The following is a 24271-nucleotide window of genomic DNA, read 5'->3' on the forward strand; positions in this document are numbered from 1 at the left end:
CATGCACGTCGGCAATTACCTGGGACTGGCGCACGGCAGCGAGCAGCACCTGGTGGACGCCCTGACGAAGGTCGCCGACCACCACCGCGACGAACCAGACATCACCGAGACCTGCCAGCTTATGGCGTCGTGGTCCCGGCAGCACCTGACGCACCTTGCTCCGCTCGTGCAGAAGTACGGCGAACGGAGAAGCGCCGAGCCCGCCCACATGGAGCAGGCGCTGTTCCACGGACCGCGCCGCGGGAGCCTGGCACTGCTGCGCGACCTGCACGACCTGTGGCTGCTCACCAACGAGGTGCAGCTGTGCTGGACGGTGCTGGAACAGGCCGCCCAGGCCCTGCGCGACGACGAGCTGGAACGTGTGTGCCAGGAGTGCGGCCGGGACACCAAGCGGCAGACGGCATTTCTGCTGACCCGCATCAAGCAGGCCGCGCCCCAGGCCCTGGTGGTCGCGTCGTGACGCCGGACCAGCCTCCGGCCGGAAACCAGCGTGACGAGGCGGCGGCCGAGGCCAGGGAACGCCAGGCCATCTCGCCCACCGTGGTCCACGAGGCGATCCGCAAGGAGGGCGAGGAGGAACTCGGCCGCTCCACCGCCGCGCTCGGCTGGTCGGGGCTCGCGGCGGGCCTCTCGATGGGGTTCTCGCTGGTGGCCGAGGGCCTGCTCCAGCGCCATCTGCCGGACGTGTCGTGGCGGCCGCTGGTCTCCAAATTCGGGTACAGCGTCGGCTTTCTGATCGTGGTGCTGGGTCGCCAGCAGCTCTTCACCGAGAACACCCTCACGCCCGTGCTGCCCCTGCTGCACGAGTTCACGGGCCACCGGGCGTGGCAGGTGCTGCGTCTGTGGCTCACCGTGCTGTTCACCAACCTGATCGGAGCGTTAGTGTTCGCGTGGGTGGCCGGCAACACGGAAGTGTTCGATCCTGCCGCCCGCGCCGCCTTCGCGGACCTCGGCCGGGCGGCGGCCGACCATCCGCCCGGAACCATCCTGATCCGGGCCGTGTTCGCCGGGTGGCTCATCGCCCTGATGGTCTGGCTGCTGCCGGCCGCCGAGATGGCCCGGGTGAGCATCATCGTCATCATCACCTTCCTGGTGGGCCTCGGCGAGTTCAGTCACATCATCGCGGGCTCGGTGGAGGTGCTGTACCTCGTGTCCACCGGCGCCCTGACCTTCGGGAAGTGCGTGCTGGACTACATGCTGCCCACGTTGAGCGGCAACATTCTGGGCGGCGTGGCCCTGGTCGCGGCCCTCAACCACGCGCAGGTTGTGGCGGGCCGGCAAGGCGGAGCGTCATGACCGGCAAGCCCGACGAGCACCGGGCGGCCATTCCCGACGTGGTCTGGGCGCCCCTGGCCGCCGGCGCCCTGCTGCTGGTCGTGGGCGGGATCGGCCTGCTCGCGCATCAGCCGCTGCTGTTTCCCAGCCTGGGCCCGACCGCGTTCCTGCAGACCGAGACGCCGGACCAGCCCAGTGCGCGGGCGTACAACAGCGTTGTCGGTCACGCGATGGGCCTGCTGGCGGGTTTCCTGGCCGTGTGGCTGTTCGGCGCCTCCAGCGCCCCGAGTGTGCTGGCCACGCACACCCTGACGTCACCGCGGGTCTGGGCGTCCGCCCTGGCGATCATCCTGACGGTACTGGTGGGCCTGCTGCTCCGCGCGTCGCACCCGCCCGCCGCCGCGACGACGCTGCTCGCTTCGCTGGGCGGCTTTCCCCCCACCGTCCGCAGCGCGGTCACGGTGATGGCCGGCGTCCTGATCGTCACCGCCCTGGGAGAACTCCTGCGCCGCTGGCGGCTCCGGCAGCAGGGCGCCGGGTGAGCGGCCCACACTGAGCGGCCTGATCAGGTGGAGAAGGCCGGACTCTCCCCGTTCTCCCCGAGTGCTCTGGGGCTCGCGGTCTCGCTCTTGACGGCCGCCGCGACCATCTCCGGCAAGCGGCACGAAAAAAGCGGCCGAGAGGCCGCTTTGATTTCTCTACAATAGCTCGGTATTCACGGAAATGCAACTCCAACCGGCGGGCGAGGTTTTTCCCGTCTCAGTCGGCCTCCCCGTGGCAGGCTCGCACGGCCGGGATGCATACCCGGTGGTCCGGCAGCTCAGGGCGTGACCACGCCGGCGGCGATCAGGGCGTCGAGCGATTCGCGCACCGCCTCCAGCGACGAGTACCGCGGCGCGTACCCCAGCGCCCGGCGCGCCTTCTCGATGCTGGCTGACGGACTGCGCGCGATGTGCTCCCACGTGGCCTCGGCGTCTCCGGCCGCGACCGACGAGCGCCACTCCTCGAAGGGCGCGTACGTGAGGGCCGCGTCGTGCCCGAACCAGCGGGCGACCGCCTCGGCGTAACCGCGCAGCGTCAGGGCGGCGGGGGACACGACGTGGAAGGCCTCGCCCACCGCCGCCCGCCAGTGGGTCAGCGCCCGCTCGAAGCCCTGGGCCACGTCGTCGGCGTGGACGTGGTGCACCGTCTCCAGCCCGAAGTTCGGCAGGCTCAGGGAGTCGCCCCGCGCGAGCGTCGTGAAGACCTCCGGGTTGAAGTGACCGGCCGGATTCAGGGGTGCCCAGCCGACCCCGACGATGTGGCCGGGGTGCAGCACCGTGGCGGGAAATCCGCGCTGCCGGGCCTCCGTGAGCAGCTCGCGTTCGATGGTGGCCTTGTCGGTGCCGTACGTGCCGAACGGGCGCCGGGGCGCGCTCTCTGGGGTGGGCACCTCGGCGGACGGGCCGTGGACCCAGATGGTGCCGCAGTGCAGGAAGTGCTGCACATGGCCGCGGAGCGCTTCGACCAGGTGGCGGTTGCTGTCCGGCGTGAAGCAGATCAGGTCGATCACGGCGTCCGGCCGCAGCGCCAGGATCTCGCGGCCGAACTCGCCCGCCGCTTCGGCCCCGGCGCGGTCGATGGCGACCTGTTCCACGGCCCGCCACGCGGCGCCGTGCTGGTACGGCTCGCGCTGCTGCCGGCTCACCGAGACCACGTCGCAGCCGAGCGCCAGCAGCCTCGGCACCAGGTGGGTGCCTATGTGTCCTGTCCCGCCAATCACCACAACCCGCATTGCGACCTCCCGCCGGGCGCCGGCGTCTCCCAGGCAGCCCGTGTGCTCGCCGCACTGTAGCGGAGGGCGCCCGGCCCACACCGCGGGCGGCGGCCGGTCACGGCTTGGGAGGCGCGCCGATCGTCCACGTCACGTCCCGGGTGTACGTGCTCCCGCCGTCCCACGGCTGGGTGCCGCCCGGGTCCGCGAGCCAGAGCGTGCCCTGGTAGCGGCGGATCGCGGCCGCGCGGAAGTTGTAGGACACCAGGGTGACGCCGGCGCCGTCGGCGCTCCGCTGCGGGCAGAAGGTGGCGTCCTGCCGGAAGCCCAGCGAGGTCACGTCGTCGGCCTCCACGTGCAGCAGGGACTCCCGGTGGCGCAGGTAGCTCTGCGGATCGCGGGCGGACCGGAAGGACGTGCACGTGGGGTCGGCCAGGCCCGGCACCGATACCAGCGTCGCGCCCAGGAGGTCTGTCACGCTGGCGCTGGCCGGCAGCGGCCCGTATTGCAGGGGATCGGCGGTGTACAGCAGGAACGAGGCTCCGCCGGGCACCCCGAGGGCCACGGGGCCGGGCCGGATGGGCACGCGGGTGGACGGCGCGCCGGACGCGGCGATCAGCGCGCGGTGCGCGGCCCGCACGCGCGCGGCGTCCACCTTCAGGACCTGCCGGTCGTAGGTGAGCAGGCCGTTGACCTCGCCCTCCACGTCGGTGATCTCGGTGTAGATGGCGGCGCTGAGGCCCGCGTTGGCGATCATGGGCCGCAGGCTGCCGATCAGGCCCAGGTAGCGGCGGTTCAGGTCGGCGGCGGTGTCCTGCATCTCGTACGAGAAGCTGGTCGCCGGCGACCACTCGTGGCCGGGCGTGCGCAGGCCCAGCCCGCCGAACTCGCCCAGCACCGCCGCACGCCGCGCGCTGGGCGACGGGGAACTCGGCCCGACGTACACGTGCCAGTCGGCCAGGTCGCCGTTGCCGCCGTCGCGGGCGCCGCAGCAGTTGATGCCGCTCATGTTGTTGACCAGTCGGCTGGGGTCCCAGCGCCTGACGGCCTCGGCCAGCGGCGCCTGCGCGAACTGCCCCCAGCCCTCGTTCTGATTCACCCACGTCACGATGGCCGGCGAGGAGCGGTGCTGGTCGATGATCCGCCGGTATTCGCGGACAAACTCGTTGGCCGCGCCCGGCGTGACCGGCAGTTCGGTCATCATGCTGGGCATGTCCTGCCACACCAGCAGACCGAGCTTGTCGGCCCAGTAGTACCAGCGCTGCGGCTCGACCTTGATGTGCTTGCGCACCATGTTGAAGCCCAGCTCCTTGTGCTTCACGAGGTCAAACTTCAGCGCGTCGTCGGTGGGCGCGGTGTACAGGCCGTCGGGCCAGTAGCCCTGGTCGAGCGTGCCGAGCTGGAACACGAACTTGCCGTTGAGCACCGGCCGGGTCCAGCCGTTCACCGTCGCCAGGCCGATCGAGCGCATGCCGAAGTAGCTCTGCACGCGGTCCACGGTCCTGCCGCCCTGCTCCACAGTGACCGTGAGAGTGTACAGGAACGGATCGTCCGGCGACCACAGGTGCGCGGCCGGCACGGGCAGCCGGATCTCCTGGCCCAGCTCCCCGGTGGCCGTCCCCACGACCGTCGCCCCGGCCTTCGCTGTCAGGTGCACGCGGCCCTGCCCGGTGCCCTGTACGGTCGCGCGCAGGGCGCGGCCCGGCACGTCCGGCGTGAGGGTCAGCCGCGACACATGTGTCGCGGCGACGGGTTCCAACCATACGGTCTGCCAGATACCGGAACTGGCGGCATAGAAGATTCCGCTCGGCTCCAGGCGCTGCTTGCCGACGGGAGCCCCGCCCTCGCCGGTGTCGTCCAGCACGTGCACGATCACCTCGTTCACGCCGCGCACGAGCTGCGGCGTGATGTCGAAGCTGAAGGCGTCGTAGCCGCCGCGGTGCGTGCCGACCGGGCGACCGTTGACGTACACGGCCGCGACCGTGTCCACCGCGCCGAAGTGCAGCAGGACGCGCCGCCCGGTCCAGCCCGCCGGCAGCGTGAACGTCCGCCGGTACCACATTGCAGCCTCGTGGCGGGCCACGCCGGACAGCGCGGACTCGACCGGGAACGGCACCAGCACGGTCTCGCGCAGCGTGCGGCGCACGGGCACGGCGTCACCGCTACCGGCCGCCTGGAACTGCCATGGGCCGTTCAGATTCAGCCATTCCGGGCGCACGAGCTGCGGCCGGGGATACTCCGGCAGCGGCCGGGTGGTGGACACCTGCGCGGTCCACGGCGTCCGCAGGAGGGGTTCCTTTGGCTGGAGCGAAACCTGACCCCCCTCCGCCCCCGCGAGGCCGACCACGGCCAGCGCGACCGCAAGGGCACGAGCTAACCACCGGACGGTCTGCGAGCGGTGGAATGGTCGGGTGAGCCGACGTGGATGCATGATTCCTTGCACGTGGTGACCTCCAACGGGAATGGGGCGCGGCAGCGCAGCCACCCGCGCCCCGGAGTGATGGGGAACGGTCCGGGGTGGTGCTGCCGTGGCCGGTGTCCTGCGAATGCCGCCAGGGTACCGCAGCGCGCGTGGACGCGGGCAACTCCCGGTGGCGGCGGGCAGATGGGCGGTGGGCCAGCCGTCCTCGCCAGCAGGGGAGAGGCCAGCCCGCTTCAGGACGACGGGCCGGCGCCCGGCCGCAGGTCTGCCGGCGTGCGCAACGCCACCTGGATCTGGGTGTGCACCGGGGGCAGGGTGCTGCCGCCGATGCGCCGGAACAGCTGCTCGCCGGCCTGTTTTCCCATCTCGATGGGGTCGTAGCTCACCACCGTGATGGGCGTGGTCAGCAGGTCCGCGAACTCGAAATCGTCGAAGCTGGCCAGCGGCAGCCAGTGGCGGCGGTCATGCATGGCCTTGAGCGCCCCCACCACGATGCGGTTGTTGGTCACGAAGACGGCGGTAGGCCGCGTGGGCAGGTCGAGCAGCGCGTGCATGGCCGCTTCCGCCTGCCGGTCGCCGTGGTACCCCTGGAGGATCAGCGCCCGGTCCGGCGACAGCCCCGCCTCGCGCAGCGCGTCGAGATACCCGGCGGTGCGTTCGCGCCCCGTGTAGACCTCCGGGTCGCCGTCGATCATGGCGATACGGGTGTGGCCGTCGCGCAGGAGGTGCTGCACGGCCCGGTGCGCGCCGTCCCGATTGCTCAGCAGCACGGTGTCCACGGCCGACGGGGGGCTCAGCGGACGGTCCACCGCGACGACCGGCAGGCTCTCCAGCACGTCGGGTGTGAGCGTCTGGTGGGCGAGCACCGTGGGCACCACGATCAGGCCCGCGACGTTGTGTTGCAGGAACGCGCCGATGACCTGACGTTCGCGTTCCGGCTGCTCCTCGCTGCTGGCCGTGAGCAGCAGGTGTCCGTGCTGCCGGGCGACGTCCTCGATGCCGCGCGCGATGGCCGAGTAGAAGGGGTTGCCCATGTCGCCAGTCACGAGGCCGATCAGGGCGGTGGACTGTCCGGGCCGCAGGCTGCGGGCCTGTTCGTTGCGCCGGAACCCCAGGTGGTCGATGGCCGCCTGCACGCGGCTGCGGGTGCCCGGGTCGACGCGTGGCTCGTCGTTCACCACCCTGGACACGGTCTTGATGCTCACGCCGGCGAGCCGGGCGACATCGTGCATGGTGGGGCGGGCGGTCATACGCCGAAGTGTAGACAGTGCGGCCGGTGGGGGCTGGACATTCGCAGTGTCATGTCCGATTTGCGACAACGTTGTCTGAGTTACAGCAACGCGGTGATGCGAAATTTGCCGGCTAGGATGTACATTTTGCTATAATCCCTGACCCGCAGGTCATTTTTGTCGCTGCGGCACGCTCCGGGCAGGTCTAGACCACCCGGCGGTGCAGGCGAGTGCTCGTAGTCGGGCTGGCCGGGACCGTATGCCAGAGAAAGACTGCTCAGACGACAAAACGAACCCACTGGCCTCTGCGCTCTGACGCCGCTTGACACGGCCGAGTCGCCCTCCTATCATCATGTCAACGTTGTCACAACTGTTCCCGTCGGGAACTTCAGGGGCGGACCTGCCGCCACGCCACGATCGCCGTCCGGACGCCACCTGCTGGCCTGTCCGCAAGGAGCGCCATGACCCATTCGTCTGTCCAGCCCCCCACGCCCCTGCTCGAGACCCGCGGCATCACCAAACGCTACGGCCACGTCGAGGCCCTGCGCGGCGCGGACTTCACGGTCTACCCCGGCGAGGTCGTCGCGCTCCTCGGTGACAACGGCGCCGGCAAGAGCACGCTGGTCAAAGCCATCACCGGCACCATCCAGCCCGACGAGGGCCAGGTGTACTTCGAGGGCCGGCCGGTCCAGATGACGTCGCCGCTCGACGCGCGTTCGCTGGGCATCGAGACGGTGTTTCAGGACCTGGCGCTGGTGCCGGACATGGACCCCGCCGCGAACCTGTTCCTGGGCCGCGAGGTGCTGCGTCCCGGCCTGCTCGGCCGCCTGGGCGTCATCGACCGCAAGGTCATGCGCCAGCGCACCATCGAGGCCTTTACCCGGCTGGGCGTGAACATTCAGGACCCCCAGGGCAAGGTGCTGGGCATGTCCGGTGGACAGCGCCAGGGCGTGGCTGTGGCCCGCGCGATGGTGTGGGCCAGCAAGATGGTGCTGATGGACGAGCCCACCGCCGCTCTGGGCGTGGTGCAGTCCCGGCACGTGAATGACCTGATCCTGCGCGTCAAGGCGCAGGGCGTGGCCGTGGTGCTGGTCAGCCACAACATGCAGCACGTGTTCGAGGTTGCCGACCGCATCGAGGTGCTGCGCCTGGGCCAGCGCGTCGCGCAGTTCCGCAAGAGCGAGACCACCATCGAGGACGTCGTCGCTGCCATGACCGGCCTGAGCATCCCGGGGGCCGCGTGAGTCTGTCGGCAGCCACCAAGTCGGCGTCGCCCGCCGCCGTGACCGCCCGGCGCCTGCTGTCGTCGCAGGCGATGCTGACGGCCGGCACGCTGCTCGCCGTCATGGCGATCTTCACCGTGCTGTTCCCGGGCAAGTTCGCCACGCCCTATAACCTCCAGACGCTGCTGGTGGACTACTCCGGCATCGTGCTGCTGGGTGTGGGCCTGACCTTCATCATGACCAGCGCCCGCTTCGACCTGTCGGTCGGCGCCGTGCTGGTGGTGTCCTGCGTGCTCGGCACCAAGGCCATGGGCCTGCTGGGCGGCACTACCGGCGGCTGGCTGGCGGTCGCCGGCGGCCTGATCGTGTGCCTGGGCACCGGGCTGCTCGCCGGCCTGATCAACGGCCTGCTGATCGTCAAGGCGCGCGTGCCGAGCATCATCGTCACGCTGGGCACCCTCAGCGTCGCGCAGGGCGCCGCGTACGTCATCACCGGCGGCGTCGATCTGTACTCGGTGCCGCAGGTCATGCTGGACACGCTCGGTCAGGGCCGCGTGCTGGGCCTGCCGGTGCCGATCCTGGTCGCCGTGGCGGCGGTGCTGGTGGGTGCCTTCGTGCTGTCGCAGACGCGCTTCGGGCAGTACACCAGCGCCATCGGCTCGAACGCCGAGGCGGCGCGCCGCGCGGGCATCAACGTTGACCGCGTCGCCATCACGCTGTACCTCATCTCCGGCGCGGGGGCCGGGCTGGCGGGCTTCATGAGCCTGGCGCGCTTCGGCTCCACCACCCTCGCCGCGCACCAGAACGACAACCTCACCGCGCTGCTCGGCGTCGTGCTGGGCGGCACCAGCCTCTTCGGCGGCACCGGCACCGTGGTCGGCACGGCCATCGGGGTGTTCATCCCCGGCGTGCTCTCCAACGGCCTGGTGATGATGCACGTCGTTCCGTACTGGCAGTACATCATCGTCGGCGTCGTGCTGATCGGCGTCGTGTACATCGACCTCGTCAAGCGCCGCGGGCGCACCGAGGGCGGCTGACCGCCCCCCCCGACTCGCCGCCCGGCCCCTTCACCCTTCACCCGCTTCCCCCCGTCCCGGCCTGATCAGGCCACACAAGGAGTCCGTATGCGTCACGTGTTCACTGCTGGTCTGTCCGCCCTGCTCCTCGCGAGCGCCCTTCCCGCCTCGGCGCAGACCGCGCCCATCGGCGGCAAGTACAAGATCGCCCTGATCCTGGGCACCACCACCGACAACTTCTACACCTCCATGCAGTGCGGCGCCGTCGAGGCCGCCCGCAAGCTGGGCGACGTGGAACTCACGGTGCAGGGCGCGCCGCGCTGGGACGCCACCCTCCAGACCCCGGTCGTGAACGCCGTGACGGCCAGCGGCGTGCAGGCCATCGCCATCGCCGTGAACGACGGCCGCGCCCTGTACGCGCCCCTCAAGGCCGCCAGCGACAAGGGCATCAAGATTCTGGGCGTCGATACCCGCCTGGCCGACTCCAGCTTCGTGGTCACCAACATCTCCTCGGACAACCGCGCGCTGGGCGCCGAGGCGGCCCGCACCCTCGCCAAGCTGATGGGCGAGAAGGGCACGGCCCTGATTCCCCCCATCACGCCCGGCATCACCACCGTCGCCGACCGCATCCAGGGCTTCATCGACGAGATGAAGGCCAAGCACAAGAACATCAAGATCGTGTACAAGGGCATCAGCGAGGACGCGTCGGCCTTCAGCGCGGCGTTCGCTGCCAACCCCGACATCACCGGCATGTTCCTGATCGCCAACAACGAGGCCCTGGTCGCGGCCGGCGCGATCCGCCAGCTGCCCGCCGAGCGCCGCGACAAGATCAGCGTCGTGAGCTTCGACGCGGCCCCGGCGCTGGTGGACGCCCTCAAGGCCAACCAGATCCAGGCCATCGTGGCGCAAAAGCCCGCCCAGATGGGTGCCCTGGCCGTGCAGATGGCCCGCAAGGCCCTGATGGGCCAGCCGGTCGCCAAGTCCATCCCGACCGGCGGCGTGGGCCTGACCGCCAGCAACATCGGCCTGCCGGCCTACTCGCAGTACGTCTACAAGTCCACCTGCAAGTAAGCGCCGAGCGTCGCGGTACGCTGCTCGGGACCACGCCCGCTTCCCCCCAGCCGCACGGTGCTCCCGGCTCCATTCTCCCGGTTCGGTGAATTCGTTGCGCGGAACGTTCTTCACCGGCCCCGGACCTCCCCCCTGACGCCGTGCCCGCTGACCGGAAACGGGCAGTGGGCACGCGCGTTCGCGTCCGTCATCCGCACTCCACGCACCACGAAGGGTCATCCGTGAACCAGCATCCAGCTCCCGTCCAGCCCCCGATCCACGACGTGCCCATGCCGGCCCCCCGCCAGGCCCCCACCCCCGCGATGCGCGCCGTGGTCGCCGACGTGACGCGCCGCCTGGGCCACACGCCGGCCGTGGCGGCCCTGTTCGCCGCGTGCTACCCGAACACCTGGGAAACCACCGTGGAGGCGCTGCCGGACGGCCGCACCTTCGTGCAGACCGGGGACATCCCCGCGATGTGGCTGCGCGACTCGGCCGCGCAGGTGAGTCCGTACCTGCCGCTGTGCGCGGACGATCCCGAGGTGCGCGGCGTGGTGGCGGGCGTGATCCGGCAGCACGCGCACCTGCTCACGGTCGATTCGTACGCGAACGCCTTCAACCGCGAGCCCGGTTCCGAGTACTCCTTCGACGTGCCGCCGCCGGGGCCGTGGGTGTGGGAGCGCAAGTTCGAGCTGGACTCGCTGTGCTTTCCGGTGTGGCTTGCGTGGCGCTACTGGCGCGTGACCGGGGAGCTGCCCCTCGACCTGCGGCCCACGCTGGGCACCATTCTGGACGTGATGGAGACCGAGCAGGACCACGACGCGCGCTCGGCGTACACCTTTGAGCGGCCCGCCGAGGCGTGCGTGCTGCCGACGGACACCCTGGTGCGTGGCGGCCGTGGCGCGCCGCACGCGCCGACCGGCATGATCTGGTCGGGTTTCCGGCCCAGTGACGACGCCTGCACGTATCCGTACCTGGTGCCCGCGAACATGTTCGCCGCCGTGGTCCTGGGGTACGCCGCGCAACTCGCCCGTGAGGTCTACGCGGACGAGGCCCTCGCAGCGCGCGCGGACGCGCTGGGCGCGGCGGTGCGCGCCGGCATCGAGGCGCACGGCGTGGTGGTGCACCCCGAATACGGCCGGGTGTACGCCTACGAGACTGACGGCCTGGGCCGGCACGTCCTGATGGACGACGCGAACGTGCCGAGCCTGCTCGCGCTGCCGTACCTGGGCTACGCCCCGGCAGACGACCCCACGTACCTCAACACCCGCCGCATGCTGCTGAGCGCCGCGAACCCGCACTACCACGCGGGCACGCACGCGGCCGGCATCGGCAGTCCGCACACGCCGGGGCGGCGCATCTGGCCGATCGCGCTGTGCGTGCAGGCCCTGACCGCCGCGCCCGGGACGGCCGGGGGCCGGCAGGAGGTCCGCGGCCTGCTGGACACCCTGGCCGCCACGACCGCCGGCACCGGCCTGATGCACGAGAGCTTCAATCCGGACGACCCCCGCACCTTTACCCGCCCGTGGTTCGCGTGGGCGAACAGCCTGCTGGCCGAGACGGTCCTGCGGTGCGTGGACATCCTGGAGGAGCCGGCGTGACCCTGACACGCCTGGAGCGGCGCCTGCGCGAACTCGAGGCCCACGTGGCCCGTCTGGGCGCGTGGCAGGACGCCCGCTCGCTCCCGCTGGACGGCTGGTCGTTCACCGCGCCCGGCCAGGAACCTCTGCCCATCCGCGAGGGCGAGCCGTGGCCGGTCGATCCGGACACGCTGGCCGAGCAGCCCGTGCTGTTTACCGTGAGCACCACCGTGCCGCCGGCGCTGGACGGTCAGCCGCTGGACGTGCTGCTCGACGTCGGCGGCGAGGGGCTGCTCACTGCTGCGCTGGACGGCGAGGTCGTGTACTGCGGCGGCCTGAACCCGTACCACCGGCGAGCGCCCCTCACGGCCGCCGCCCGGGCCGGGCAGACCCTGACGGTGACGGTCGAGGCGGTGCCACGCGGCCTGTTCGGGTCGCCCACACCCCGCCCGCACCTGGAACGCGCCCGGCTGTGCGTGCCGCAGCCGGAGGTCCACGCCCTCCACACCGACCTGAGCGTGACCGCCGCCGCGATCCGCACCCTGGGCCGCGGCGCGCTGGAACGCGGCGACGACCCGCACGGCCGTCACCCGGATACCGAGGTCGCCCTGCGCCTGCTGAACCTCACGGACGACGTGCTGGGCACGCTCGACTGGCCCTCAGGCGCCGACGCGCACCTGGCGCGGCTGCGCGACCTGGGCGGCGGCGAGGCGTTCACGCAGGGCCTGTGGTCGCTGCCGGCCGAGCTGCCGGCCGTGACCCCGGCCGATTCCGCCGCGCTGGACCGTGCCGTGGCGGCCCGCGCGGCGCTGCGCCGCGGCCTGGCGGCCCTGCGCGGGCTGTTCCCGCCGCGCGGCCGGCTGGGCCTGAGCGGACACGCGCACCTGGACCTGGGGTGGCTGTGGCCGGTGCACGAGACGCGCCGCAAGGGCCGCCGCACGCTGCACACCGTGCTGGAGCTGATGAAGCGCGACCCGTCGTTCATCTTCAACCAGTCGTCCGCGCAGCTGTACGCGTGGATGGAGCACGACGACCCGGAGCTGTTCGCGCAGCTCACGGCGCGGGTGCACGAGGGCCGCTTCGAGCCGGTAGGCGGCATGTGGGTCGAGCCCGACGGGCAGATGACCGGCGGCGAGTCGCTGGCGCGGCAACTGCTGTACGGCCAGTCGTACTTCCGCCAGACGTTCGGACGCACCTGCGAGGTCGCGTGGCTGCCCGACACCTTCGGCTTCACGCCGGCCCTGCCGCAGCTCCTGCGCGCCGCGGGCATCACGGGCTTTTTCACCACCAAGCTGAACTGGAACGAGGAAACGGTCTTCCCGCACGACCTGTACACCTGGGAGGGCCTGGACGGCAGCCGCGTGCTCGCGCACAGCGTGAACAACCCCGGCGGCAGCCGCCCCGGCCTGGGCGGGTACAACGGCGACATCCTGCCCACCGACCTGCGCGGCAGCTGGGAACGCTACAGCGGCCGCACGGCCCGCGCGTGGGGCGAGCGGCCCGCCCAGGGCCTGTACACCTTCGGCTACGGCGACGGCGGCGGTGGCCCCAGCGCCCCGATGCTGGACGCCTATGACCTGCTGCGGGACTTCCCGGCGCTGCCGGAACTGCACATGACGCGCGTAGACGACTTCTTCCGGGCGTTGCCGCAGGAGGGCCTGCCGGTGTGGGTGGGCGAACTGTACCTGGAACTGCACCGCGGCACCCTGACCTCGCAGGCGCGCGTCAAGCGCCTCAACCGGCAGGCCGAGCACCGTCTGCTGGAGGCCGAGGCGGTCGCTGCTCTGGCGTGGGCGGCGGGCGCGGTCCCGGCGGAGCCTGAGCCCTTCGCGGCGCTGTGGCAGACCACGCTGCTCAACCAGTTCCACGACATCCTGCCGGGGTCCAGCATCCGTGAGGTCTACCGCGACACCGTGCCGGAACTCCAGGGCGTGTGCGCCGCGGCGGCCGCGTTGGCAGCCGCACACTGGTCTCCACAGGACGGCGTGTGGACGGTCGTGAATCCCGCGTCCTGGCCGCGCCCGCTGAGCGTGGTGTTGCCGGGGGTACACGCGGCCGTCACGCTGGAGGGTCAGGGCGCGCTGCTGCCGGCGCAGTCGGTGTCCGGCGGCACGCTGGTGCACGCGCCGGATGTGCTGGTGCCGGCCCTGGGCTCGCTGCGTGTGGCGGTCACAGACGCCGGAGTCGTCCCGGCACCCGCCGGCACCGTCACGGCCGTGCCGGCCGGCGAGGGGGCCGTCCTCGTGAACGCCGCCCTGCGTGCCGAGATCAATGGGCAGGGCCACGTCACCCGGCTGTACGACCGTGTGGCCGGGCGCGACGTCCTCGGGCCGGCCGGGCACCACCTCACCGCCACCGTGGACCTGCCGTACGCGTGGGACGCGTGGGACGTGGCGCGCGGCGTGCCCGCCCCCGACGACGCTCCGCGCACCGAGGCGCTGGACGGCCTGTGCACCGTCGAGGTGGTCGAGGCGGGGCCGCTTGAGGCGTCGGTGCGGGTGACGCGCGTGTGGCGCGACAGCCGGATCACGCAGACCTTCGTGCTGCGCGCCGGCCAGCGGCGGCTGGACGTGCACCTGCACGTGGACTGGCACGAGCGTCACACCCTGCTGCGGGCACACAGCGACGTGAACGTCCGCACGCACGAGGCGTGGGCGGAGACCGCCATGGGCGCGCACGCCCGGCCCACCCACCGCAACACCCCGGCGGACGCCGCCCGCTTCGAGGTGAGCGCCCACCGCTGGATCGACGTCTCGGAACCCGGCGCGGGCCTGTCGCTGCTGAACGACGGCCGCTACGGCCACAGCGTCCTGGGCTGTGCGCTCGCCCTGAGCGTGGTGCGCGGCCCGATGTGGCCCGATCCGCAGGCGGACCTGGGCCGGCACGAGGTCACGTACGCGCTGTACCCGCACGCCGGCGACTGGCGCGCGGCGCACACCACCCGCGAGGCCTTCGACGTGAACAGCCCCCTGCTGGCCCACCCCGGCACCGTGGCCCTGGCGGCCCCGCCGGTCCTGGGCGGCCTGCCCCTGATGCTCAGCAGCCTCAAACGCAGCCAGGACGGCGACGGCGTGATCCTGCGCGTGTATGAACCGCACGGGCAGCGCGGCGTGGCCACCCTCGACCTGAACGGGTTCGCGTCGGCGCAGCGCGTGACGCTGCTGGAGGACCCTGCCGGCCCGGTCCTCACCGGCCCCGCGCCGCTCGACCTGGACGTCCGGCCCTTCGAGATCCTCACCCTGCGCCTGCGCCAGTCCACTCCGGCGGGCACATCGGGTCCTCCGGCATGACGCCCCCCCACGTCCTGGCGCTCGACGTGGGCGGTAGCCACGTCACGGCCGGGCTGGTCGATCCCGTGTCCCGCGACGTGGTCACCACCGCGCGGCGCGACCTGCCCCACACCAGCGGCGCGGAGGAGCTGCTGGACGCGTGGGCGGACGCCCTGCGCGAGGTCACGCCCGCCGGCGCCGCCGGCCCGCTGGCCCTGGGCGTGGCGGTGCCCAGTCCCTTTGATCTGGTGGGCGGGCGGTCCCTGATGCTCCACAAGTTCCCCGCCCTGCACGGCGTGCCCCTGCGGGACGCGCTGCGGGCGCGGCTGGGTCACCCGCCCGGCCCGGTCGTCTTCGGCAACGACGCCGACGTGTTCGCCCTGGGCGAGTGGTGGGCCGGCGCGGCCCGCGGCTGCGCGCGGATGATCGGCGTGACCCTCGGCACTGGCCTGGGCTCGGGCTTCGTCGCGGACGGCCGGATCGTGACGACCGGCCCGGACGTCCCCCCGGACGGCGAACTGTGGAACACGCCGGTGGCCGGCGGGATCGCGGAGGACATCGTGAGCGGCCGCGCCCTGGCCCACCTGGCGCGGCTCCACACCGGGGAGGAGCAGGCCCCGGTGGCGCTCGCGGCGGCGGCCCGCGCCGGGTCCCCAGCCGCCCGCGCCGCCTTCGCCGCCTTTGGGGACGCGCTGGGTGGCGTGCTCCGGCCGTGGGTGCAGCACTTCCGTCCGGAGGCCGTGGTCCTCGGTGGAAATCTCAGCCGCGCCTTCGACGTGTTTGCCCCCGCTGCCGGCGCCCACCTGCCCGCCGGCCTGCTGCGCCCAAGCGAGCGCTTTGAACACGCCGCCCTGCTGGGAGCCGCCGCGCTGACGCTGGGAGTCGAGACGCCCTCTTCGTGAAGCGGCCACTGAACAGGGGAAGACGGCGCCCGGACGTCGGCGGCCCGTCGGCGTGAAGGGACGGCCCCTGGTTCCGCCGGTTCCCGGGGTGCACACTGGAGCGACCCGCTTCCGAGCCCCGGGCCGCCGCAGGCTGGGCCACGCAGGGAGGCCGCCCCCGTACAAGTCGGGAAGGGGGTCATGGGCCTGGGCGGCCCCAGTGGGCCCGTAGAACCCGGCGTGGGCCGCCCCCCGCACCACTCCAGCCCCTGGTTTGGCTGTCAGGCCAAGGCGATCATCCTCTCAGCGCAGCAGGGAAGCCCCGCCGTCCACGTAGATCTCGACTCCCGACACGTGCCGCCCCAGGTCCGAGGCGAGGAAGACGCAGGTGTCCGCCACGTCCACCGGCTCGCCCTCGCCCTCGTTGAGCGCCGGGTTGCCCAGCGGCAGCTCGACCTTGATGCCGATCTTGTCCGTGCCGCGCTGCTCGGTGCGCTGGCTGATCTGCGTGTGGATCAGGCCCGGGCACACGGCGTTGCAGCGGATGTGGTGGCGGCCCAGTTCCAGCGCGATCATCTTCATGAACGCGACCTGCCCGGCTTTGGAGGCGCTGTACGCGCTCGCGCCCGCGCTGGAGAACGTGCGGGTCCCGTTCACACTGCTGGTGATCAGGATGCTGCCGCCGCCGGCCCGTTTGAGGTGCGGCACGGCGTAGTGCACCGTGAGATATGTGCTGCGCAGGTTGGTCGCCTGCGTCCGGTCCCACTCCTCGGGCTGCAGTTCGTCGATGGGCGCCCACACGCCGTTGATGCCCGCGTTGGCGAACACGATGTCGAGCTGTCCGTAGGCGGTCACAGCCTGATCGATGGCGCGGCGGACAGCCTCTGCGTCGCTGACGTCGCACTCCACGTAGAGCGCGGACCCGCCCGCTGCCTCGATCTCGGCGCGCACGCGTTCGCCCTCCTCCGGTTGCACGTCGGCCAGGACCACCCGCGCGCCTTCCTGCGCGAACCGCCGCGCCGTACTCGCCCCGATGCCGCTCGCGGCCCCTGTGATGAACGCGACCTTGTTGTCCAGCATGCCCATGGGATCGCTCCTTGTTCGGTGACTCGGTCAGGTGATGACGGGAGAGGTGTGCCGGCCCTGGCAGGACGGCAGTCGCCGTTCCCATCGGTCGGCGCCGGCCAGGCCCAGCCCACGGCCCGGGTGCAGCGTAGGGGGCGCGTGCGGGGCCGACATAAGAGCTGCCCCCGCTCAGGCTTGAGCTGTTTCAGCGGCTGCCGTCATGTTGGCTTTCCTTCCCATGAATCTGCACAGGATGACCGGGCCGTGCCCTGTGCTCAGGGGCGGAACAGGGGCTGTACCGCCGGGTACAGGTCCGACCAGCGCGCGGAGTGCGCGGCGTACTGCCGGGCGCGCGCCGGGTCCGGCGTGAAGCGGGTGCCGGCGCGCTGGTCGAGCACCTGGGCGCGGTACGCGGCGAACGACGGTGCCCAGCCGAGAAACGCGAAGGCTGAATACGCGCTGCCCAGCACCGGCAGCAGGGCGGCGTCCGGGGGCACGGTGACCGGCGCGTCCAGCACGTCAGCGAGGATCTGACACCACACCGCGCTGCGGGCACCTCCGCCCAGCACCGGCACCACGCCGCCGAGGGAAGGACGGACCACGCCCAGCGTGCCGCTGGTGGCCTTCAGGGCATACGCCACCCCCTCCAGCACCGCGCGGGCGAGGTCTCCCGCCGCGCTGTGGCCGCCCACGCCCACGAAGACGCCCCGGGCGTGCGGGTCGCTCACGGGTGACCGCTCGCCATCCAGGTACGGCAGGCACAGCAGCGTGGCCGGTGCGGCCCGGGCCACCAGGGCCTCGAGCCGGGCGTAGTCGCCGTCTGCAAAGGTGTCGGCGGCCCAGCGGTGCGCGGAACCGACGTTACTGACCGGCGCGACCGTCAGCACGTCGTCTGCGTGGAGGAGGGGCAGGCGGAATACTCCCGCACCCGCGGGCTCCGGCGTGCGGCGCCGCACGGCCCCCACCCACCCGCTGGTACCGAGGTACACGTAGCGTTCGCCCTCGCCCAGGACGCCGGCCCCCAGGGTCGTGGCCCCGGCGTCGCCCAGCCCGGTGAGGACCGGCAGGCCTACGGGCAGGCCCGTCTGTGCCGCCGCGTCCGCGCGCACCCGTCCGGCCAGCTCGTGCGGCCAGCGCAGGTCCGGCAGCACCACTGCGAGCCCCAGGGTGCGCAGCCATTCGGACCACCACGTGGCGCGCCCGAGGTCGTACAGGCCCGTCGTCGCCGCCGTGGTGTGGTCCGTGACGTGCTCGCCGCACAGCCGCCCGGTCAGCACTCCGGCCGCGCCCACGTGCAGGTGCACGTCGCCGGCCAGCACGCCCGGCACGTGGCGGGCCAGCCAGCGCAGCTTGGGAAGCACGGACGCCGCTCCGTACGGATTGCCGGTGGCCGCGGCCACGTCCACGCCGAGCCGCGCCGTCACCTCGGCCGCCTCCGCCCCGGCGCGGGTGTCCGAGTACAGCACGGCCGGATGGATGGCCACGCCGGCGCGGGTCAGCACCACGTCCTGCATCTGGCCGCTCAGGCTCAGGGCGCCCAGCGTGTCCAGATCGGCGCCCTGGGCGCGCCACGCGGCGCAGATCTCGACCAGCGCGGCCCACCACGCCGCCGGGTCCTGTTCCACATGCTCCGGCACGGGCCGCCGCGTCTCGAGCGGGACCTCGTGCGCGGCGATCAGCGCCCCGGTACGGTCCAGCAGCACGCCCTTGACCGCCGTGGTGCCGACGTCCACGGCCGCGACGGCGTGTGGACGGTCGGTCACGGGGCCGCTCCACGCCGGGTCACGGCCGGATCACCGCTCACCGCGCCCCGCGCCGAGCCGCTGCACGATCACCGCCAGGATGACGATCAGGCCAGTGATCACGTCCTGCAGGAACGTGGGGATCTGCAGGATGGTGAGCCCGTTGGCCAGCACGCCGATGATCAGAGCGCCGAGCACGGTGCCCGGCACGTTCGGCACGCCGTCCTTGAACGCGGTCATGCCCAGGAACGCGGCGGCGTACGCGGGCAGGAACAGCCCGTTGCCCCCGGTGGGCTGCGCCGAGCCCAGGCGCGACGCGAGCAGCGCCCCGGTGAAGGCCGCCAGCAGGCCGGACACCGCAAAGGCCGCGACCGTATGCGTCCCCACACTGATGCCCGCGACGCGGGCGGCCGCCCGGTTGCCGCCCACGGCGTACAGGCGCCGGCCGAAGGGCGTGTGGGTCAGGACGAACCACGCCAGCACCGCCACGGCCAGCATCACCAGCGACAGCGCGGGCACGCCCAGTACGGCCGCGCGCCCCAGCGCGGAGAACGCGTCGGGGATGTTCTCGAACACGGTGCTGCCGCCGGTCATCCAGAACACCAGCCCTCCCAGCACCGTGCCCATGGCGAGCGTGGTGATAAACGACAGCAGGCCAAACCGGGTGATCAGCCAGCCGTTCACCACCCCGGTCACCACGCCTGCGGCCGCCGCCGCCGCGAAGCACGCCGCCACCGGCATGCCCGCCACCGCGAGCTGCGCGGCCACCACGCCGCCCAGGCTGGCCAGCGCGCCCACCGAGAGGTCAAACTCGCCCACCACCATCACAAAGGTCGCGGCGATGGCGATGATCACCAGGAACGAGATCTGCCGCGTGATGTTCAGGGCGTTCTCCACGCTGAAGAACGCGTCCGGGCTCAGGACGCTGAAGACGGCGACGATGGCGAGCGCGGCCACGGCGGTGCCGTAGCGGCGCGTGAAGTGCGTGACCCGCAGTGCGGGCGCCCGCTTACTCTCCTGCATCCGCCCCGCCCTCGCCGTAGCACGCGCGCAGCACCGCGTCCTCGCGCCGCTCCTCGCCGGTCAGGTCGGCCACCGTGCGGCCCGCACGCAGCACCGCCACGCGGTCTGCGATGTCCAGCAGCTCGCCGAGGTCCGAGGTGACGAACACCACGCCCGCGCCTGCGCGCGCCTGCTCGCGCAGCAGGTCGTGGATGGCCCGGCGCGTCATGACGTCCACCGCCTGCGTGGGCTCGTCACACAGCCACACGCGGGGGCGGCCCGCCAGGGCGCGCGCGAACAGGACTTTTTGCTGGTTTCCTCCACTCAGTTCCTCCACGGGCTGCTCGGGTCCGCTCGCGCGGATCGTCAGCGCGCCCATGCCCTGCGCCACCGCCCGCTGCTCGCGCGCGCGCCGCACGACGCCCCACGTGGTGTGGTCGGCCAGCGTCGCGAGCGTCATGTTCTCACGGACGCTCAGGTGGCCCACCAGGCCCTGCTGGCGGCGGTCCTCCGGAATCAGGACGGGCCGGGCGCCGTCGTCCCACCGCACCGTTCCGCGGCCGCGGACCCGCAGCCCCGCCAGCGCCTCCAGCAGCTCGGTGCGGCCTGCTCCCCCGAGGCCGTACACCCCGAGGATCTCCCCGGCGCGCAGCGTGAACGACACGTCGCGCACCCGGCCGTCCCGCGTGGCGAGGTGCTCCACCGCCAGCAGGGCCTGGCCGCCCGGTGTGGGGTGATTGGCCGGCGCGTCTGTCCTCCGGTCGGGACGGGTGGTGGCCGGGCCGGACATCGCCTCGACCAGCCGCGCGGCGTCTGCCTCGCCCCGCCGGAACCGCGCGGCCACCCGTCCGCCGCGCAGCACGGTGAGGTGATCGGCCAGATCGAGCACCTCCGCGAGCCGGTGCGACACGTACAGCACGGCCGTGCCCTCCGACCGCAGGCGGCGGATCAGGGTGAACAGGAGTTCCGCGTCGTGGTGTGTCAGGGACGCGGTGGGCTCGTCGAGGATCAGCAGGCGGCTGCGGACCATCACGGCCCGCAGCACCTCCGTCATGGTGCGCTGCGTGGGCGTGAGGTGCTGGGCGGGTTCGTCCAGCGGCACGTGCACGCCCCACTCGTCTTGCAGCGCACGCGCGGCGCGGCGCATGGCGCTCCAGTCCACGCCCCAGCCGCGCCGCGGGTACGCCGACCCCAGGTACAGGTTTTCGAGCACGCTGAACCCGGGCACCAGCTGACGCTCCTGATGCACCACGCGGATGCCGCGCGCCTGCGCGCCCTCGGGGCCAGGGTCGTGTGCGGGCACGCCGTCCCACAGCAATTCGCCCGCGCTGGGCGGGTACAGGCCGCTCAGCACCTTGATCAGGGTGCTCTTGCCCGCACCGTTCTCGCCCACCAGGCCGTGGACCTCCCCGGCGCCGAGCGAGAGGTCGACGGCCTGAAGCGCCGCGTGCGCGCCGAAGGTGCGGGTCACGCCGCGCAGCGTCAGCAGGGGCGCAGCGGACACGGCCGGGTCTGGGCTGCGGGTCAGGGCTGACGGGTGACGAGCGTGGCCGGCGCGTACAGTTCCGTGGCGCTCACCTTCTGGCCGCCGAAGACCCGCTCGATCTGCTGGGCGACCAGCACGGCCATCTGCGGGAAGTTCTGCTTCAGCGTCGCCTTGATGGGCGAGCCCTTCTGGATCATGCTCACGGCCTGGCTGGTGCCGTCGATACCCACGACGATGATGTCGTCACGCCCGGCTGCCTGGAGGGCCTGCGCGACGCCGATGGCCGGTTCATCCCAGCCGGCCCACACGGCCGTGATGGCGCCCTTGCGCGAGTTGGCCAGCAGGATGTTCTCCATCTGCTTGCGCGAGTTCTCGATGGGACCGGGCACCTGCACTTCCTGCTCGGTCACGACCTTGATGCCCGGAGCGGCCTTGAGCGCCGCGTCAAGCGCCAGGGTGCGTTTGAGCACACCCGGATGCGGCCGGTACGTGAGCACCACGAGGTTGCCCTTGCCGTTCATCGCCTTGAACAGGTATTCGGTGATGGTCTTGCCCATGGCCGTGTTGTCGCTGGTGGCGTTCATGGCCATGCCGCTGATGTAGCCGCTGTCGAGGCCGAAGACGGGAATCTTGGCGTCGTTCGCGGCGCGGATCTGGTTCTTCAGCTGATTCGGGTCGGTGCTGACGATCACGATCGCGTCCGCCTTCGCGGCGATCACGTCCTCCATGCGGCTGGCGAGCTGTCCGACGTCGCCCTTGGTGTCCACCACGTTCGTCTTCCACCCGCGTTTGCTGGCCTGGGCCTGCAACGACGCGATCATCTGGTTGGTCGTCACCGACTGCTGGAAGGGCGTCAGGATGGCCACGGTCTTCGCGGAGGCCGCGCCGCCGGCGAGCATGCCGAGGGACAGCGCCGCCGTCCAGAACGTAAGCCGCATCGTCGCACGTGGGGAATTCACCATGGGTCACTCCTCGTGCGGGCCGGCCGCACGTCAGGGTCGAGAGGTTGCGTGTTCAAGAACTGTGACTGACGTCATTCTACAGTAGGCGGCCGCCCACCCCCGAGCGCGGCCGGACTGTCTAGGACGCGTCAGACTTCCTCGCTGCAGACCGGATGCAGGTCGGAGGCCACGGTGTGACGCGCCCAACGGCGTGTGGGCACCGGCACCTCGGTGCTGGACCTGAAAACAGGCGGGTGGCCGGGAACATTTTCCCCGGCCACCCCCTCTCGGCGCCGTTTACTTCAGCGTAGAGACGCGCACGCTGTCGAAGCGGGTGGTGAAGCCGCTGCCGCCCATCGAGAACAGGCCGATCCGGGCCTGGCCCAGCGTGTGGGTCCACGTGCCGCCCCGGGTCCATGTCACGCCGTCGCGGCTGGAATACGCGGTGTACGTTTCCTCCGTCGAGGGCGCCGGGCGGGCGCGCCGGACGATCCGCAGCCACGTGTCGGGGCCGGGGGCCGACAGCACCGTGTTGCCGTAGCGCGGGTAGTGGGCCGGCACCGGGCTGAGTTCCTTGGCGTACTCGATCTGGCGGGTGTTCCAGATGGACACCACGCCCAGCTTGATGAAGTTGTCGTCGTTGCCGTAGATCAGCACGCCGCCCTGCGCGTAGTTGTAGCAGCAGCCCTGGTCCGGCAGGTCGATGGTCAGCTTGACCTCGACCGCGTAGTCGCCGGCCGGGGCCGCCTCGGTCAGCACGGAGGCGGAGTTGCTGTCCACATACAGGTCCGCCGCCTGCGTGGCGAAGCGCAGCGCGCCGCCCTCCACGCCGGCCACCCCCGCGGCCGGCGGCCGCACCCAGCTCCAGCGGGCGCCCAGGGCCGCGCCGTCGAAGTCGTCGCTGGAGTCGGCCAGCGGAGCACCGAGCTCATCCGGTGTGGGCAGCTGGGGCGTGTACGCACTGACCTGGCCGGGCTGGGCAGCGGGTGCGGGCATCGCCCCGTCGGACGCCCAGTTGCCGGCGCGCACCGTGGGCCAGCCGCCGATCCAGTCGAGGGGATCGAGCAGCACGGGCCGCTTGTTGACCCCGCCCGGCGTGAAGTAGGCGTCGTTCGGGTCGATGGCGTGGTACAGCGTCCAGTCCTGGCCGCCGGCGTCCGTGAACACCGCGTTGTGGCCGGGGCCGACCCAGCGGTTGCCGTTCATGCTGATCACCGGCGTGCCGCCCACCCGCGGATCGAGCAGCGACACGCCGTCCCGGTCCACGAACGGCCCGGTCGGGGACGCCGAGCGGCCGGCGAAGATGCTGTAGCCCGTCAGTGGCCCGTTGCAGCAGTTGGTGGCCGAGCCCATCAGGTAGTACCACGTGCCGTGCCGCACCACCTGGGCGCCCTCGTAGCGGTTGTCGAGCGCGACCTCCACCTGGGTGGCGGGGTCGGTGCTCAGCCCGTCGGCGCTCAGCCGGCGCACCGAGATGCCGCCGAAGTAGCTGCCGTAATACAGCCACGCCTGTCCGGCGTCGTCCACGATCACGTCCGGGTCGAACACCCAGCGGCGGTCGGTCGGGGTGCCGCCGGGAGGGGCCTGTGGTTCGACCACGGGCGTGCCGCTGTCGGTCCACGGCCCGGCCGGCGAGTCGCTGGTCGCCACCCCGATGGCGCTGCCGCCCGCCTTGGTGTCGCTGGCGGTGTAGTACAGGCGGTACTTGCCGTTCACGTACTCGACGTCCGGAGCCCACAGCCCGGCATCGTCCTTCACCCACGCGGGCTTCTGGGCGAAGGCGTCCCCGATATACGTCCAGTGCACCAGGTCCGTCGAGCGGGCCATGGAGATCAGGTGGAACGTCAGGTTGCCCTGCGCGTCGACATCGGCGGCGTTGTGCGGGTCCGTGGTGCAGTACAGGTACCACGCCGCGTCGCCGGTCGTACGCGACTGGATCACCGCCGGGTCGGCGCACGACTGCACCCGGGTGCCGTCCGCCTTCACGACCTGTAGCGGATTGGTGTACGTCAGCCTCACGGTCGGGGACGTGACGGTGTGGCAGCCGGACAGCAGCCCGAGCGCCACCACGCCCGGCCACACCGGGAAACGGCGGAAGGGAGACGGACGGCCGGGAGTACGCATCGCTGAACCTCCTGAGGTGGCGAGGGGCAGGGGCTGGCCCGTTCACGTTCCGCCGGGCGTCTGCGCGTGGCGGCTCCGCGCATCCACGCCGGACGGACGGCGGCAACGGGACGGAATTCCAGCGCGGGGCGACGGGCCATGCGCGACTGGGACGGAGAAAATGGGACAACTCAAGGCTAACACGCGTGCTCCCGCCGTTCGCTGTGGGTGAGC

General features: G+C 72.0%; 18 protein-coding genes. 9 read left to right on the forward strand and 9 right to left on the reverse strand.

All coding sequences use genetic code 11. From position 1 onward, the window contains the following. Window position 1: 1 nt before the first annotated feature. Genes HNQ07_RS09395 through HNQ07_RS09405 form a run of 3 tightly spaced genes read left to right on the forward strand, consistent with a single transcriptional unit; the run spans window position 2 to window position 1817 of the window. Window positions 2-460, forward strand: a complete 459-nt coding sequence (locus HNQ07_RS09395) for a molybdopterin oxidoreductase (RefSeq protein ID WP_184111062.1) — start codon at window positions 2-4, stop codon at window positions 458-460. Then, window positions 457-1296: a formate/nitrite transporter family protein gene (locus tag HNQ07_RS09400; protein WP_184111064.1), complete on the forward strand. Its 840-nt coding sequence runs from the start codon at window positions 457-459 to the stop codon at window positions 1294-1296. The genes HNQ07_RS09395 and HNQ07_RS09400 overlap by 4 nt, the downstream gene beginning before the upstream one ends. Then, window positions 1293-1817, forward strand: a complete 525-nt coding sequence (locus HNQ07_RS09405; RefSeq protein ID WP_184111066.1) for an HPP family protein — start codon at window positions 1293-1295, stop codon at window positions 1815-1817. The genes HNQ07_RS09400 and HNQ07_RS09405 overlap by 4 nt, the downstream gene beginning before the upstream one ends. Before the next feature lie 278 nt (window positions 1818-2095). Here HNQ07_RS09405 and HNQ07_RS09410 read toward each other — a convergent pair whose 3' ends face one another. The 3 genes from HNQ07_RS09410 to HNQ07_RS09420 all read right to left on the reverse strand — a co-directional run bounded on the left by HNQ07_RS09410 (window position 2096) and on the right by HNQ07_RS09420 (window position 6700). Beyond that, the gene (locus HNQ07_RS09410; RefSeq protein ID WP_184111068.1) at window positions 2096-3049 is read right to left on the reverse strand and encodes an NAD-dependent epimerase/dehydratase family protein; all 954 of its coding nucleotides are present in this window, start codon (window positions 3047-3049) and stop codon (window positions 2096-2098) included. Window positions 3050-3146: 97 nt separating this feature from the next. Continuing rightward, window positions 3147-5291 (reverse strand): AbfB domain-containing protein, encoded by a 2145-nt coding sequence (locus HNQ07_RS09415; RefSeq protein WP_221274905.1) that lies wholly within the window; start codon window positions 5289-5291, stop codon window positions 3147-3149. 392 nt (window positions 5292-5683) lie between these two features. After that, on the reverse strand, window positions 5684-6700 hold the full coding sequence (locus HNQ07_RS09420) for a LacI family DNA-binding transcriptional regulator (protein ID WP_184111070.1): 1017 nt from the start codon (window positions 6698-6700) through the stop codon (window positions 5684-5686). A 440-nt stretch (window positions 6701-7140) separates the two neighbouring features. On the opposite strand from HNQ07_RS09420, the gene HNQ07_RS09425 reads away from it, so the two are divergent. The 6 genes from HNQ07_RS09425 (at window position 7141) to HNQ07_RS09450 (ending at window position 15719) form a co-directional block, all read left to right on the forward strand. Continuing rightward, complete coding sequence (locus tag HNQ07_RS09425) at window positions 7141-7923, forward strand: ATP-binding cassette domain-containing protein (protein WP_184111072.1); 783 nt, start codon at window positions 7141-7143, stop codon at window positions 7921-7923. Next, a complete protein-coding gene (locus HNQ07_RS09430) occupies window positions 7920-8939 on the forward strand; it encodes an ABC transporter permease (protein WP_184111074.1) in 1020 nt (339 codons plus the stop codon). Before HNQ07_RS09425 ends, HNQ07_RS09430 begins: the two co-directional genes overlap by 4 nt. A gap of 87 nt (window positions 8940-9026) precedes the next feature. Further along, window positions 9027-9989, forward strand: coding sequence for an ABC transporter substrate-binding protein (locus HNQ07_RS09435; protein WP_184111076.1), 963 nt, complete (start codon window positions 9027-9029; stop codon window positions 9987-9989). A gap of 269 nt (window positions 9990-10258) precedes the next feature. Next, on the forward strand, window positions 10259-11569 hold the full coding sequence (locus tag HNQ07_RS09440) for a glycoside hydrolase family 125 protein (protein WP_184111078.1): 1311 nt from the start codon (window positions 10259-10261) through the stop codon (window positions 11567-11569). Next, window positions 11566-14838: an alpha-mannosidase gene (locus HNQ07_RS09445; RefSeq protein WP_184111080.1), complete on the forward strand. Its 3273-nt coding sequence runs from the start codon at window positions 11566-11568 to the stop codon at window positions 14836-14838. The genes HNQ07_RS09440 and HNQ07_RS09445 overlap by 4 nt, the downstream gene beginning before the upstream one ends. Continuing rightward, window positions 14835-15719, forward strand: coding sequence for an ROK family protein (locus HNQ07_RS09450; RefSeq protein WP_184111082.1), 885 nt, complete (start codon window positions 14835-14837; stop codon window positions 15717-15719). Before HNQ07_RS09445 ends, HNQ07_RS09450 begins: the two co-directional genes overlap by 4 nt. A gap of 282 nt (window positions 15720-16001) precedes the next feature. On the opposite strand, the gene HNQ07_RS09455 is transcribed toward HNQ07_RS09450, so the two are convergent. The 6 genes from HNQ07_RS09455 to HNQ07_RS09480 form a co-directional block, all read right to left on the reverse strand. Then, the gene (locus HNQ07_RS09455; RefSeq protein WP_184111084.1) at window positions 16002-16784 is read right to left on the reverse strand and encodes an SDR family oxidoreductase; all 783 of its coding nucleotides are present in this window, start codon (window positions 16782-16784) and stop codon (window positions 16002-16004) included. A 254-nt stretch (window positions 16785-17038) separates the two neighbouring features. Further along, complete coding sequence (locus HNQ07_RS24355; RefSeq protein WP_184111086.1) at window positions 17039-18526, reverse strand: xylulokinase; 1488 nt, start codon at window positions 18524-18526, stop codon at window positions 17039-17041. A gap of 30 nt (window positions 18527-18556) precedes the next feature. Continuing rightward, entirely contained in the window at window positions 18557-19528 is a 972-nt protein-coding gene (locus HNQ07_RS09465; protein ID WP_184111088.1) for an ABC transporter permease, read from the reverse strand. Further along, window positions 19515-21011 carry a sugar ABC transporter ATP-binding protein gene (locus HNQ07_RS09470; protein WP_184111089.1) on the reverse strand — a complete coding sequence of 499 codons (1497 nt, stop codon included), beginning with the start codon at window positions 21009-21011 and terminating at the stop codon, window positions 19515-19517. The genes HNQ07_RS09465 and HNQ07_RS09470 overlap by 14 nt, the downstream gene beginning before the upstream one ends. A 20-nt stretch (window positions 21012-21031) precedes the next feature. Continuing rightward, window positions 21032-21955, reverse strand: coding sequence for a sugar ABC transporter substrate-binding protein (locus tag HNQ07_RS09475; protein ID WP_184111090.1), 924 nt, complete (start codon window positions 21953-21955; stop codon window positions 21032-21034). A 276-nt stretch (window positions 21956-22231) separates the two neighbouring features. Continuing rightward, complete coding sequence (locus tag HNQ07_RS09480; RefSeq protein WP_184111091.1) at window positions 22232-24058, reverse strand: glycoside hydrolase family 43 protein; 1827 nt, start codon at window positions 24056-24058, stop codon at window positions 22232-22234. Window positions 24059-24271: the final 213 nt, after the last annotated feature.

This window comes from Deinococcus metalli, assembly GCF_014201805.1.
GTDB classification, from domain to species: Bacteria; Deinococcota; Deinococci; order Deinococcales; family Deinococcaceae; genus Deinococcus; species Deinococcus metalli.